Annotated in this window: 10 protein-coding genes; 2 read left to right on the forward strand and 8 right to left on the reverse strand. The window is 58.1% G+C overall.

Going from position 1 to position 13,616, the window contains the following annotated elements; genetic code table 11:
* Nucleotides 1-439: 439 nt before the first annotated feature.
* Nucleotides 440-2,377 carry a M23 family metallopeptidase gene (locus tag GGE33_RS22165; protein WP_183828140.1) on the forward strand — a complete coding sequence of 646 codons (1,938 nt, stop codon included), beginning with the start codon at nucleotides 440-442 and terminating at the stop codon, nucleotides 2,375-2,377.
* 77 nt (nucleotides 2,378-2,454) lie between these two features.
* On the opposite strand, the gene clpB is transcribed toward GGE33_RS22165, so the two are convergent.
* Nucleotides 2,455-5,055 carry an ATP-dependent chaperone ClpB gene (gene clpB / locus GGE33_RS22170; protein ID WP_183828143.1) on the reverse strand — a complete coding sequence of 867 codons (2,601 nt, stop codon included), beginning with the start codon at nucleotides 5,053-5,055 and terminating at the stop codon, nucleotides 2,455-2,457.
* Between the two features lie 342 nt (nucleotides 5,056-5,397).
* On the opposite strand from clpB, the gene GGE33_RS22175 reads away from it, so the two are divergent.
* The gene (locus GGE33_RS22175; RefSeq protein ID WP_183828146.1) at nucleotides 5,398-5,577 is read left to right on the forward strand and encodes a hypothetical protein; all 180 of its coding nucleotides are present in this window, start codon (nucleotides 5,398-5,400) and stop codon (nucleotides 5,575-5,577) included.
* Between the two features lie 118 nt (nucleotides 5,578-5,695).
* Here the strand turns inward: GGE33_RS22175 and GGE33_RS22180 are convergent, their stop codons facing one another.
* The 7 genes from GGE33_RS22180 to ptsP form a co-directional block, all read right to left on the reverse strand.
* Nucleotides 5,696-5,911: a hypothetical protein gene (locus GGE33_RS22180; protein WP_183828149.1), complete on the reverse strand. Its 216-nt coding sequence runs from the start codon at nucleotides 5,909-5,911 to the stop codon at nucleotides 5,696-5,698.
* Between the two features lie 318 nt (nucleotides 5,912-6,229).
* Complete coding sequence (locus GGE33_RS22185) at nucleotides 6,230-6,559, reverse strand: FlxA-like family protein (RefSeq protein ID WP_183828152.1); 330 nt, start codon at nucleotides 6,557-6,559, stop codon at nucleotides 6,230-6,232.
* A gap of 221 nt (nucleotides 6,560-6,780) precedes the next feature.
* Complete coding sequence (locus GGE33_RS22190) at nucleotides 6,781-7,746, reverse strand: class 1 fructose-bisphosphatase (protein WP_183828155.1); 966 nt, start codon at nucleotides 7,744-7,746, stop codon at nucleotides 6,781-6,783.
* A 295-nt stretch (nucleotides 7,747-8,041) separates the two neighbouring features.
* The gene (locus GGE33_RS22195) at nucleotides 8,042-8,899 is read right to left on the reverse strand and encodes a DUF4167 domain-containing protein (RefSeq protein ID WP_183828158.1); all 858 of its coding nucleotides are present in this window, start codon (nucleotides 8,897-8,899) and stop codon (nucleotides 8,042-8,044) included.
* Nucleotides 8,900-9,150: 251 nt separating this feature from the next.
* Nucleotides 9,151-10,059, reverse strand: coding sequence for a peptide chain release factor N(5)-glutamine methyltransferase (gene prmC / locus GGE33_RS22200; RefSeq protein ID WP_183828161.1), 909 nt, complete (start codon nucleotides 10,057-10,059; stop codon nucleotides 9,151-9,153).
* A gap of 19 nt (nucleotides 10,060-10,078) precedes the next feature.
* The gene (prfA, locus tag GGE33_RS22205) at nucleotides 10,079-11,161 is read right to left on the reverse strand and encodes a peptide chain release factor 1 (protein WP_183828164.1); all 1,083 of its coding nucleotides are present in this window, start codon (nucleotides 11,159-11,161) and stop codon (nucleotides 10,079-10,081) included.
* 157 nt (nucleotides 11,162-11,318) lie between these two features.
* The gene (gene ptsP / locus GGE33_RS22210) at nucleotides 11,319-13,583 is read right to left on the reverse strand and encodes a phosphoenolpyruvate--protein phosphotransferase (RefSeq protein WP_183828604.1); all 2,265 of its coding nucleotides are present in this window, start codon (nucleotides 13,581-13,583) and stop codon (nucleotides 11,319-11,321) included.
* Between the last annotated feature and the right edge of the window lie 33 nt (nucleotides 13,584-13,616).

The following is a 13,616-nucleotide window of genomic DNA, read 5'->3' on the forward strand; positions in this document are numbered from 1 at the left end:
TTTTCTTTAGAACGAGAAGCTTCGTCGCTAGCAGCGCCGCCGCCCTCGTCAGTGAGCGGGTTATAGTCCCACACCCAGGAAAACGTCAACAGGCTCAATTCGAAATTTTACAAAAAAATGACAAACAAATGAATTCATTAAGAAATTTCGATTTTTTCTGAATTCGGCTGATTTTCACCAACCAGTCCTCTTATATAGGCCAGCCAAATTAGCGGGATGGTGACGCCCCGCCTCAAAACCGCCCCGACAAATTCACAATCCCATGGAAAGAGCGTTACAGGGCATTCGCAATCGTCCTGGGACTTCTCGCCATAAGACAGCAGTTCGCGGCGGATTTGACTCATTTCGAGGAAAAGGGCACATGTTTGGCCCAAGGTCCTGCAGGCAGCATCAAGCTGCCTATGGCAATAACGCGTATATAGGGACTGGCTAAGTCGGCATGAACACGGCCCGCAACACGATCCGATCGCTTGGCAACGAACCGCCCATCCTTGCTGATGGTCGCCGCGCGCCGGACAAGCGGGAGATTTCGTTCCGCTGGCTCTCCGGCACGTTCCTGACAGGCATAACCTCTTCTGTATTGATGGGTGTCGCACTTTTTGCCGCACTTGATGGACGCCAGCAGCTCGCCATCCCGGCAGAGGCATCTGCCTCGGTTCCCAGCGACCACGACAATGATTCAGTCCAGCGCGGCAAACGCCTGCTCGGCGGCAAGATCGTCGCGATGCCGACGGATCGCAAGATCATGGAAGTGTCGACGGTGGTCCACGAGGGCAATCGCGAGCTCGTGCGCCGCCGCCCCTTCGCCCATGTGAAGATGAATCTTGCCGCAGACCATATCGCTCCAGAAGCATATCCGAAATTCGATCCTCTTGCGATCTTCGCCTCGAGCGAAGCACCGCCTCAGCCGGGCAATAGAACCGGCCTGATCTACGGGTCAAACGTCGAATCCGAAGTCAGTCTTCAGACGCTTGCTTTCCCGACATCGGGCAGCACCTACGCTTACGCCGCGCCGATGACGCTTGAGGAAGTAGAGGAAAACGTGCGCTCGAACGGCTCGGTTCTGACCGCCGGCGACGCACAGCTTTCCGCACTCTATTATGTCGATCCGCAACGCTTCTCCACATCCGAAGATGTCGATCTGACATCAGGCCTCAGCGCCCGTGTTGTTGAAGAAAATATGTCGGTGACCGCGCCCGAGCCGATAACACCGCATACGCGAGAATATGCAGACGATATCATTCCCGTGCGCCGGCCCATGTCGATCGCAGAAGCGATGACCCAGGTCGGCTATCCGGAAGGCAAGGCGAAGGAACTCTCCGGATATCTTCAGGCGCGCTTGGGCAGTGACAAGGTTTCCCCTGGCGATGTGATCCGCATTGGCGTGATCCAGGAAGGCCAAATGGTCATGGTGGTCAGGGCCAGCCTCTATCAGCGCGGCCAGCACCGCGTCACCATCGGCCTCGATGACCATAGCCGCTTTGTCGATGCCGAAGAGCCGGCAATGCTCGATGCGGTTGCATCGGCCTTCAGCGACCAGCCGCCCCAGATCATGGCGGGCCGCGACCTGCCAAGCGTCTATGACGGCATTTATCGTGCGGCTCTTTCCTATGGCATGAGCACCGACATGACTGCTCTGCTTGTCAAATTGCTTGCCAGCAATGTCGACCTTCAGGCGCAGTTGCGCTCGACCGACAAGATCGAGGCGTTTTTCTCGGTTGCAGACAAAAAGGGACAGGCCTCCAAGGATAGCGAGCTCCTCTATGTCAACGCACATTTCGGCGATACCGACACGCGCTTCTACCGGTTCCAGAATGCCGACGACGACAATTCGGTCGACTATTTCGATCAGGACGGTCGCAGCATCCGGCAGTTCCTGTTGCGCAGCCCTGTTCCGAACGCGCGCATGACATCCGGTTTCGGCATGCGCAGTCACCCGATCCTCGGTCGCGCGCTCATGCATACCGGCACCGACTGGGCAGCGCCCCGCGGAACCCCGATCATCGCCACCGGCAACGGTGTCGTGGAAAAGGCGGGATGGGATAGTGGCGGTTACGGCAACCAGACGCTGATCCGCCACGCCAATGGTTATGTCTCCTCCTATAACCACCAGAGCGCCATCGCCAAGGGCGTTGCCCCCGGCGCCAAGGTGACCCAGGGCCAGGTCATCGGTTATGTCGGCTCGACCGGCCAGTCGACCGGCGCCCATCTGCACTACGAACTGATCGTCAATGGCACCAAGGTCGATGCCATGAAGGTACGTCTTCCCGGCGGCAAATCACTCGAAGGCAAGGCGCTTGCCCGTTTCGAGGACGAACGCAAGCGCATCGACACGCTTCTGAACGCGCAGACATCCAACGAAGTCGCGAGCAAGTAAGCCGCCGAACCGTTTCCGGATAGAAAAATGGCGGCTCCAGGCCGCCATTTCGATTTTACCTGATAAGCAAAGCAGCCTTAAGCTGCTTCGCTCATGCTGCCCTTGATGCGGAACAGCAGCCGATCGGAACCGGATGTCACCTTGACGGTTGAGCCATCCGGGATGTGACCACCGAGAATCTGTTCGGCGAGCGGATCCTGAACGAACTTCTGGATCACCCTCTTCAACGGACGCGCGCCATAGACCGGATCATACCCCTTGTCGGCCAGCCATTCGCGGGCGTCGCCGTCGAGTTCCAGCTCGATCTTGCGATCGGCAAGCAATTTCAGCAGACGCTGCAGCTGGATATCGACGATCGCACCCATCTCGTTCCGCTTCAGGCGGTGGAAGAGAATGATCTCGTCGACGCGATTGAGGAATTCCGGCCGGAACGACGCACGCACGACGCTCATCACCTGCTCGCGCACGCTTTCGGAATCCTCGTCTTCGCGCAGCGCAGTCAGATATTCGGCGCCGAGGTTCGAAGTCATGATGATCATCGTATTCTTGAAGTCGACCGTACGTCCCTGCCCGTCCGTCAGACGCCCGTCATCGAGCACCTGCAGAAGAACGTTGAACACATCCGGATGCGCCTTCTCGATCTCGTCGAACAGCACGATCTGGTAGGGTTTGCGCCGAACAGCTTCGGTCAACGCACCACCTTCCTCATAACCGACATAGCCCGGAGGCGCACCGATCAGACGTGCGACCGAATGCTTCTCCATGTATTCCGACATGTCGAGGCGCACCATCGCTGTCTCGTCGTCGAACATGAAGCGTGCGAGCGACTTGGTCAGTTCCGTCTTGCCGACACCGGTCGGGCCTAAAAAGATGAACGAGCCGATCGGTCGGTTCGGATCCTGCAGACCTGCCCGCGAACGGCGAACGGCACGCGATACGGCCTGAACCGCATCGCCCTGGCCGACAACCGATTTCGCCAACTCGTCTTCCATCCGCAAAAGCTTGTCACGCTCGCCTTCCAGCATCTTGTCGACCGGGATGCCGGTCCAGCGAGAAACCACATGCGCGATCGCATCCGGATTGACGACTTCCTGCACCATTGCATTGGTGGTCGTATCCTGGGCTTCGGCCTCGATCAGCCGCTTTTCGAGATCCGGAATGACGCCATAGGTCAATTCGCCGGCGCGCTGGAACTCGCCCTTTCGCTGAGCGGTCGCCAGCTCGTTGCGGGCCTCGTCAAGCTGCCGCTTCAGATCGGCGGCAAGGCCGAGCTTCTGCTTTTCCGCCTGCCAGCGGGCCGTCAGCGCATCCGCCTCTTCTTCCAGAGACGTCACTTCAGTTTCCAGACGCTGCAACCGGTCGGCGGAAGCCGTATCGGTTTCCTTCTTCAACGCTTCGCGCTCGATCTTCAGCTGCATGATGCGGCGGTCGAGTTCGTCCAGCTCCTCGGGCTTCGAATCCACCTGCATGCGAAGGCGCGAAGCGGCCTCGTCCATCAGGTCGATCGCCTTGTCCGGCAGGAACCGATCGGTAATGTAGCGGTTGGAGAGCGTAGCGGCGGCGACAAGCGCCGAATCCGAGATCCGCACTTTGTGGTGCTGCTCGTATTTTTCCTTCAGACCGCGCAGGATCGAGATCGTGTCCTCGACCGTCGGCTCTTCCACCATGACGGGCTGGAAACGACGGGCAAGTGCGGGATCCTTTTCCACATGCTTGCGATATTCGTCGAGCGTCGTCGCGCCGACGCAGTGAAGCTCGCCGCGCGCAAGCGCCGGCTTCAACAGGTTCGACGCATCCATGGCGCCATCCGACTTGCCCGCGCCGACCAGCGTATGCATCTCGTCGATGAACAGGATGATATTGCCGTTTTCGGCCTGCACTTCGTTGAGCACGCTCTTCAGCCGCTCTTCGAACTCGCCGCGATATTTCGCACCGGCAATCAGCGCGCCCATGTCGAGCGCCATCAACTGCTTGTCCTTCAGGCTTTCCGGCACGTCGCCATTGACGATACGAAGCGCCAGACCTTCCGCGATCGCCGTCTTGCCGACGCCCGGTTCACCGATCAGCACGGGGTTGTTCTTGGTGCGGCGTGATAGAACCTGGATCGTGCGACGGATTTCATCGTCGCGACCGATCACCGGGTCGAGCTTGCCGTCACGCGCATCGGCCGTCAGGTCGCGGGCATATTTCTTCAGCGCGTCAAAACCCTGTTCGGCATTGGCGCTGTCGGCGGTGCGGCCCTTGCGCAGATCATTGATCACCTGGTTCAGCCCCTGCGCCGTCAGCCCCGCCTTCTTCAGGCTGGCCGAGGTCGAAGCAGAGCTTTCGATCAGAAGCGCAAGCAACAGCCGTTCGACGGTGACAAAGCTGTCACCCGCCTTCTTGGCGGCATCTTCGGCAGTGGAAAACACTTTGGCCAGCGGCTGCGAAAGATAGATCTCGCCATTGCCGCCCGAAACCTTGGGCAGCTTGCCGAGAGCAGCGTCGTTGGCTATCCGCGCTTCCTTGGCGTTGCCGCCGGCGCGTTCGATCAGCGAAGAAGCCATGCCCTGGTCGTCGTCGAGCAGCACTTTCAAGACATGTTCGGGCGCGAACTGCTGATGTCCGTCGGATAGAGCCTGGGTCTGGGCCGATTGCAGAAAACCGCGCACCCGCTCGGAATATTTCTCGATATTCATTTCATACCTCCAGAAATCGCCCTGCCCTTTATAAAGGCACAGGCCGATGATTGAGATTGAGCTCCCTCCATGAGGCAAGCCCTGCCGCAGGATGCGCTCTCGCAGCCGTTGGCTTCTGCCAAGATATGGGAGCCTTTTTTCCGGTTTTAAAGGAGCATGTTGAAGCTTTTAGCGCTTGTCGAAACAGACCGGATCGCCGCCGGCCGGCCCGTCTCCGATCACCCCGCCGTGATCTATGGATCAGAAACTCGTGACTGGCCATTTTGTCGCAGGTGGCGCACACCTATCTCGTTATCGAGGCTTTCGGGGGTGAGCTTCGTATTATCATCAGAGGTAAATCCCATGTCGGAAGACAAGAACACCCAGCTTATCGGAATATTCAAAACGCTGATCATGGATCACGGCATGCCGCAGGCCATAGCGGACATTACCGATCCCGATTTCCAGGCACTGGCCGCAGCTCATGTCGATGAATTCGATGAAGCCCGCGACGAATGCGAAAGCGCTCTCACCCTGTTTTGATTTTCACCCGGGCCGGCAGCCAAGTCGGCCTGGGCTTAGGCTCCGAGGCAGAAGCATCGCGATTTTCCATCGCAATCATCCCATCATCGCCTGCAGAACTCGATCATGAGACCGGAGTTCAGATGGATGTGTCTTCTCTGAAGTCCTGCTCTTCTTCTGCAGTCATTGCACGATAGATAGGCTTGCCGCTGACAAAGCGCATCATCAGGCAACCGGCGGCATATTCACCGCTGATCAGGCGCCTTCTGCGCAAGAATACAGCCGGCGCCCAATCTGTTGTTTTGTTGGTTATCGATATTGGCCAAACGATGAGATACTTGATCGCGCAAAACATTTATTCGATCTCGAAGATGATCTTGAGACAATAATCATCAAAGTATCGATTCGTGTAGACGTAATCGAAGAAAAACTGTCGAACAGTCTCTAAAGCATCGCTCCCGAAAGCTGTCGGCTGCTTCCCGATAGAAGTATGTGCAAAAACAAAAATCTACGGCACGGCAAGCGAAATTGGAGGATTGCTCCAGAAGAGGCGGATTTTTCTCCGCCACCCCGCATACCGAAAGTCGCAGAGATCCCGTCGACCTCGAAATTCAACAAAATCTGATTGTGCAACGAGGTCGGCTCGATCCTGCAGTACAAAAGCAATTAGATCTCAGACGTAGAGAACCCGCTCTCCGAACTCTGTTGTCTCGTCGAAATTTCCGGTCCCGAGCCTGCTGCTCTCGCCCGAAAACTTGTCGGCTGGCCGGCTACTTTCGGCATAAGGCTTTTCTGATGAACTGCTGGATTGTTGCGCGGCCTGCAACTGTTGTTCAAGCGCATCGATCTCCGCCTGAATTTCAGCCTTCTCCTCCGCGTCCTTCGCTTCTTCGAGTTCAGCTTCCTTCGCGGTTATCTGTTTTTCGATTGCAGCCGTACTGCTGCTCGTCGATGATGAAGACAGGAGCGTAGAGGTTGTCGAACTTGTTACGGAATTGATCATGATGAATCTCCGAGTTGAACCGGAATGATTATCGCAGCCATCCGTTAATTTTGGGTACTAAAAAGTACCAATAATTTGCCGCGTAGAGCAAGCCTCATTCTCACTCGCTTTTTTTGAATTTTCTTAGCGATATGTGGACCGCTCAATCCCCAGCTTGCAGATAAAAAGCCGGGACATCAGTGGATGTCCCGGCTTTTAAGGTTGAAACGTTCAAGGCACGGTCATTCTGCCGCAGCGGCTTCTACAATACGCTCCCTGTAGGCGGCGCTGATCTTGTCGACCTCGTTCTTTGATCCGAAAATCACCGGCACACGCTGATGCAGTGAAGTGGGTTCGATATCGAGGATCGTGCTTGTTCCGATGATTGCGGCACCGCCGGCAGCTTCGACCAGAAGACCGATCGGGTTGGCTTCATAAAGCAGCCGCAGACGACCGCCGGAGGCCGGCTTGTTACGATCGGCCGGATAGAGAAATACCCCGCCGCGATTGAAGATGCGGTGCGTGTCCGCAACCATGGAACCGACCCAGCGCATGTTGTGGCCAGTATCGATCGCCTCTTCGATATAGGATGCGACAGCGTCATCCCAGGATGACCGGCGTGCCGCATTGATGGCGAATTCCTTCGCTTCCGGCACGATCTTCGCATCGGCGCTAGTCATCAAATATACGCCGTCGGCGTTCAGCGTGAAGATCTGCACACCCTTGCCCACCGTCAGCACCAGTGTCGTCTGCGGTCCATAGGCGGCGTAACCCGCGATCAGCTGGCCACGGCCGTTTTTCAGAATCTCGCCGGAAGTGGAAGCTCTGATCACTGAAAAGATCGTGCCGACGGTGACGTTCACGTCGAGATTGGAGGAACCGTCAAGCGGATCGAAGATCACCGCATATTTGCCATCGCCATGAATGGCGACTTCGCTATCCAGTTCTTCCGATACTGCGAAGGAAACCGAAGGTGACCTGCGGCAGGCCTCCAGCATGATCTCGTTGGACAGGATGTCGAGCGGCTTTTGCGCCTCGCCCTGCACATTGGTGATTTCCGTAGCACCCGTCAGGCCGTCCAGGGACGATGTTCTGAGCTTGTCCGAAATCTCCCGTGTCGCCTCGGCGATGTTGCGGAGAACAACGACGAGATCGTCGTCCAGCACCGTGCCGTTGCGGGTTTCAAGGTAGGTTTCGAATGTCGTCATGAAATCGCTCCCTGCGGATTTTTTGGAAAAATCGCGGCTCTATGCCGTCTAAAAATCTATCTAGAGCGGAATTTTGCGACAACGCAACGAATTTCCGCAGTGCGGTAAGACATTATAATCGTTTGAAAAATCAGGATATGTATAAAAGGTCGGGAACGATCGCACCCTATCGGCGCAAAACTTGCCATTCAATCGTTTCGATGCGGGCCTTATCCATCAAAGAGCGGATTTTTACCTAAAACGAAAAAATCCGGCCAAAGGCCGGATTTTTCCATCTTGTTTCATGGGACCAGGCTTATTCGCCGGCCACATCCGCCATTTCAGGCGCGGTATCATCGCCCTCTGCAGCTTCAGCACTCTTGCGAGGCTGGCGGCGGGGACGCGTGCTGGCAGCACGACGGCGGCGCGGAGCAGCCTCTGCCTGTGCTTCCTCTTCGACGGCGACCTCTGCCGGCGTGCCTTCGATCACCGGCTGCGGGCCCGAACCGTCCTCGACAACCGGTGCTGAAATTTCGGCGGCTTCCGCTACCTGCGATGCAACCGCGGCTTTGGCTTCAACAGCCTTCGGCTCGGCAGAACGTTCGCCGCGCTCTGCGCGCTCGCCACGTTCCTGGCGATCGGGGCGACGCTCACGGCGCTCATTGCGGTCACGGCGGTTTTCGCGCGGCTGCTGGTCCTGGCCACCACTGCCCTGCTGGACATTCTGCTCACGACGTTGCTGCGGTTGCTGATCTTCGATCATCGGCTGCGGAGCATAACCCAGATCGTCGCCGTCACCGCCGTCGAGATCGTCCTGGTCGACAGCATTGCCGTCGCGATCCTGGAATTCGCCGCGATCCTGATGCTGGAAGCGATCCTGCATCTGGGCCTGCGCAGCTGCGATTATGCGATTGTAATGCTCTGCGTGCTGCAAATAGTTTTCTGCAATAACACGGTCGCCGGAGCTTTGCGCGTCACGGGCAAGAGTCGCATATTTTTCTGCGATATGCTGGGCAGTACCGCGGATTTTTACATCCGGCCCGGAACTGTCATAAGTCCGGCTGAGCGGGTTTCCGCCCTTGCGCTGGAAGTTGTTGTTACCACCTCCGCCACCGCCGCCGTTATTGTTGCTACCACGCCCTCGACCACGCTTGTTCTGCTGTCCTGGCCTCATTTATCGTTCACCAACTCTCTGTCTTCGCTGATAAGGGGCCACGCGGCTCGCCGGTCAAAGCCGGTACAAGACTTCGCGTGTTACGTACAGGTCGACCAACGCGGCCTGCCGCTTTCAAAGTCAAATTACCTGATTCACGCATCGAGAGTGCTCAACCTCGTCGGCTCTTCGAAAAGAGCGCAATTAAGGATTGACCCGTAACCCGAACGAATCGCTGTTCATTCCCAGCTGCCCCGATGCGTAGCCGCAAACTATCCCGCTTCCTTTGGAATTCCAAGCTTTTTCTTTTGCTTCGCAGCATCAACCACAGACTTGGCAAATATCAATACGCGATCATTCTCGCTGTAGTCTTTACGTGCCAGCAACAGATTGAAACCCTCTGCTTCGAATAGCTCGATCACCGCATGTTTCTGATCAAAACCGATCTCTAGAGCGACGCAACCATCAGCCGCGAGAAACTCCCCGGCACGGTCTGCAATCTCGCGGTAGGCGGTTAATCCGTCAGCCCCGCCGTCCAATGCTGCCATTGGATCGAAGTCGCGGACCTCAGGATCCAGGTCGGGAATGACATCACTACATATATAGGGCGGATTTGACACGATTATGTCGAAACACCCGTCAATCTTGTCAAACCAGTGGCTTTCCACCGCCTGGAACCGACGATCCAGACCAAGACGTCGCGCATTCTCCGCCGCCGTCTTCAAAGCATCGACGGAAATATCGCTACCGATCCCGGTGGCTGATGGTAGACCATCCAGCAATGCCAGAATGATAGCGCCCGTGCCTGTTCCTACATCGAGAATGCGGATGTCTCTGTCGCCCGCAAACTGCCGGGCCTCATCGAGAACACTGTCCACCAGAACTTCCGTATCCGGTCTTGGTTCCAGAGTTTCTTTCGAAAGAAGGAAATCCAGCCCGTGAAATTCTCGTTTACCTAAGATGCGATGCACCGGCTCCCGTTTCAAGCGGCGGGCGACGGCATCTTCTATTTTGGCAACCGAAGCGGCATCGATCTCGCGATCGCCACCAACGAAGACCTGCGTCGAGGAAAGCTCCAGTAGTCCGCCGATCAGAATCCGCGCCTCGATCGCCGCATCGGCAAAACCGGCTGCCGAAAACCGGGCTCTCGCATCGGCGACGGCTTCGCCCAGTGTGGTCATCGGCCCGACATCCCCTTGGTCACCCCTGCTGCTCGCCAAGCGACGCCAGCTGCCCCGCCTGATAATCGGCGATCAGCGCATCAACCACTTCGTCGATTTCACCCATCATCATCCGGTCGAGCTTGTAGAGCGTCAGGTTGATGCGGTGGTCGGTAACACGACCCTGCGGGAAATTATAGGTGCGGATGCGTTCCGAACGGTCGCCGGAACCGACCTGGCTCTTGCGGTCTGCAGAGCGTTCGCTGTCCACTCTCTGCCGTTCCATATCATAGAGACGCGAGCGCAGGACCTGCATCGCCTTGGCGCGGTTCTGATGCTGCGATTTTTCCGCGCTCACAACGATGATCCCGGTCGGCAGGTGGGTGATACGCACAGCACTATCCGTCGTGTTGACGTGCTGCCCGCCGGCGCCCGATGCACGCATCGTATCGATGCGGATGTCCTCCGGACGGATTTCCACGTCGACCTCTTCTGCCTCGGGAAGGACCGCAACCGTTGCCGCAGACGTGTGGATGCGCCCCTGCGTTTCGGTATCCGGCACACGCTGCACCCGGTGCACGCCGCTTTCGAATTTCAACTTGGAAAACACGCCGCGTCCGGTCACGGTCGCGATGATTTCGCGATAACCGCCCGCCTCGCCTTCGCTGGCCGATAGCACTTCCACCTTCCAGCCATGCGCACTGGCATAACGCTCGTACATGCGAAACAGGTCGCCGGCAAAAAGTGCCGCCTCGTTGCCCCCGGTACCGGCACGAATTTCAAGAATAGCGCTCTTCTCGTCGGCCGCGTCCTTCGGCAGGAGCAGGATTTGCATATCCTTTTCCAGCGCCTCGATCCGCTCCTCCGCGTCCGGAAGCTCCATCTCGGCCAGCTCCCGCATCTCGCGGTCCGTGCCCTTGTCGTAAAGCATCGCCCTCAGATCGGCGATCTCAGCGATGGTCTTCTCATAGTCACGGATCTTGGCAACAACGGGCTGCAGCTCGGAATATTCCGAAGCCAGCTTCACATAGACATCGGCGGCCGGGCCTTCCGACATACGCGCCTCGATCTCGCCAAAACGGCGTTCCAGCTCGCGCATCTTTTCGACAGGAAGCTTAGCCAATTAAAGAACTCCAGATATGCCGCTCGTTATCTTCGCCCTCGGGTTTAACCCGAGGGTGTCCCGAGAATCTATCCACGTCGAGAGGTCAGCAGATCCTCGGGACAAGCCCGAGGATGACGGTGAGCACATAGCTCGACCAATAGGCCCCATTCAAGGCCTACAGTGGAATGTTATTCGCTTCCGCGAACTTCAACAGCAGCTCCCGGATCGGTTCGTGCGAGCGAATGTCGTCCAGCGCCGCATTCATTTCCGCTTCGAGCTGGCCCGCATCGAGACCAAGCAGCATCGCCTTGACCGGACCGATCGAGGTCGCCGCCATCGAGACCGAGCGGAAACCGACGCCGATCAGCGCCATGGCGGAAAGCGGCTTGCCGGCCATTTCGCCGCAAAGCGTCACCAGCGTCCGGTTACGCTCGCCGGCCCGTGCAATATCGCGCAGCATCCTGAGAAACGGTTTGCCGAGAATGTCGAAGCGTTCAGAAACTCGCGCATTGCCGCGGTCGGCCGCCATCGAGAACTGGAAGAGATCGTTCGACCCGACGGAAACGAAATCAACTTCCGCCATAAGCTCGTCGAGCTGCCACATCAGCGCCGGCACTTCCAGCATCGCACCGAACTGCAGCTTGCGCGGCAGCGTGTGGCCAAACTTGGAGAGATACTGCACTTCCTTTTGCAACAGGTCGCGCACCGCACGGATTTCCGAAACCTCGGTCACCATCGGGATCATCATCCGCAGTTCGGCACCGGCAGAAGCCTTCAGAAGCGCGCGGAGTTGGGTGCGCAATAGACCGGGCCGGTCGAGCGCAAGCCGGATCGCCCGCCATCCCAGCGCCGGGTTTTCCTCTTCCTGGGCGCGGAAATAGGAAACGACCTTGTCGCCGCCGATATCAAGCGTTCGGAAAGTCACCGGTCGCCCAGCCGCCTGCTTGATCACACTGCGATAAAAGGCTTCCTGCTCTTCCAGCTTGGGCATGGTCGAGGCGATCATGAACTGGAGCTCGGTGCGGAAAAGCCCGATACCCTGCGCGCCGGATTCGGCCAGCTGCGGCAGATCCACCAGCAGCCCGGCATTCATGTTGAGGCTGATGTGCCGCCCGTCCCGGGTCAGCGACTCGACGGATCTGAGCGCCCGGAACTGCTCCTGCCGCTTGGCGCGCAGGCGAACCTTTTCCTCATAAGCGTTCTGCAGGTCCGGCATCGGCCGCACATGCACCTGCCCGTCGTCTCCATCGATGATGATCGCGTCGCCGTTTTCGGCAAGCGCCACCAAACCCACAGCCTGTCCGACGACAGGAATGCCCATGGCACGCGCGACGATCACCACATGGCTGGTCACCGCACCGTCTTCCAGCACCAGACCGCGAAGATTGGCGCGCGGATAATCCAGTAGCTCAGCCGCACCCATGGCGCGCGCAAGCACGATGGAATCAGACGGCAGCTCGTCCATGCTGCGCCCGGAATAGCCGGTGAGCTGGCGCAGCAGCCGGTTGGCCAGATCGTCAAAATCATGCATCCGCTCGCGCAGATACGAATCCGTCATGCGCATCATCCGCGCCTTGGTGTCGCTCTGCACCTTCTCGACGGCGGCTTCGGCCGTCAGACCGTTATGGATCGCCTCTTCCATGCGGCGAACCCAGCCCTGGTCATGGGCAAACATCCGGTAGGTTTCCAGCACCTCGCGGTGCTCGCCTTCCTGCGCCACGTCACGCCGCGACAGCATGTCGTCGATCGAGATCCTGAGCGAACCGAGCGCTTCCGCAAGCCGGATGATTTCCTTTTCCGAATCTTCGTTCAAAAGATTGGTCACGACGATGCGATGCTCGTGCAGCACCACATGTCCGAGCCCGATACCTTCGTTGTAACCATTGCCCTGGATCGTCACCGCACGGGTGAGATCGAGTTCCAGCCCAGGAGCTGTGATCTTCTTGAGGTCGCCGGTAGCGATCATCTCGGCGATCACCATCGCGGTGGTCTCGAGCGCCTCGACCTCATCCTCGCGGTAGTTGCGACTCGCCTTGTTCTGCACGACCAGCACGCCGAGCGTGCGTCCCGCCCTCAGGATCGGCACGCCGAGGAAGGAATGGTAGATCTCTTCGCCGGTTTCCGGCAGGTAGCGGAACGCCGGATGCGCCTGGGCATCGGAAAGGTTTAACGGCTGGGCGGATGCGGCAATCGTACCGACGAGACCCTGTCCCATCTGCAGCTGAGAAAGGTGGACAGCTTCTTTGTTCAGGCCTTCGGTCGCGTAAAGCTCCAGAACGCCATCGGAGCGCAGGACATAGGCCGAGCAGACTTCGGCCACCATGTTGCTGGCAATCTGGCTGACGATCCGATCAAGGCGTTCCTGCGGATCCAGCGGTTCGGCCATCAGTTCGCGCAGGCGCTTCAACAAAACGCGCGGACCGGCCGACAGGTCTCTAATCGGCATAATGCTCCCCTTGCAGCCCAACCATCG

The organism is Aliirhizobium cellulosilyticum, assembly GCF_014198105.1.
GTDB classification, from domain to species: domain Bacteria; phylum Pseudomonadota; class Alphaproteobacteria; order Rhizobiales; family Rhizobiaceae; genus Neorhizobium; species Neorhizobium cellulosilyticum.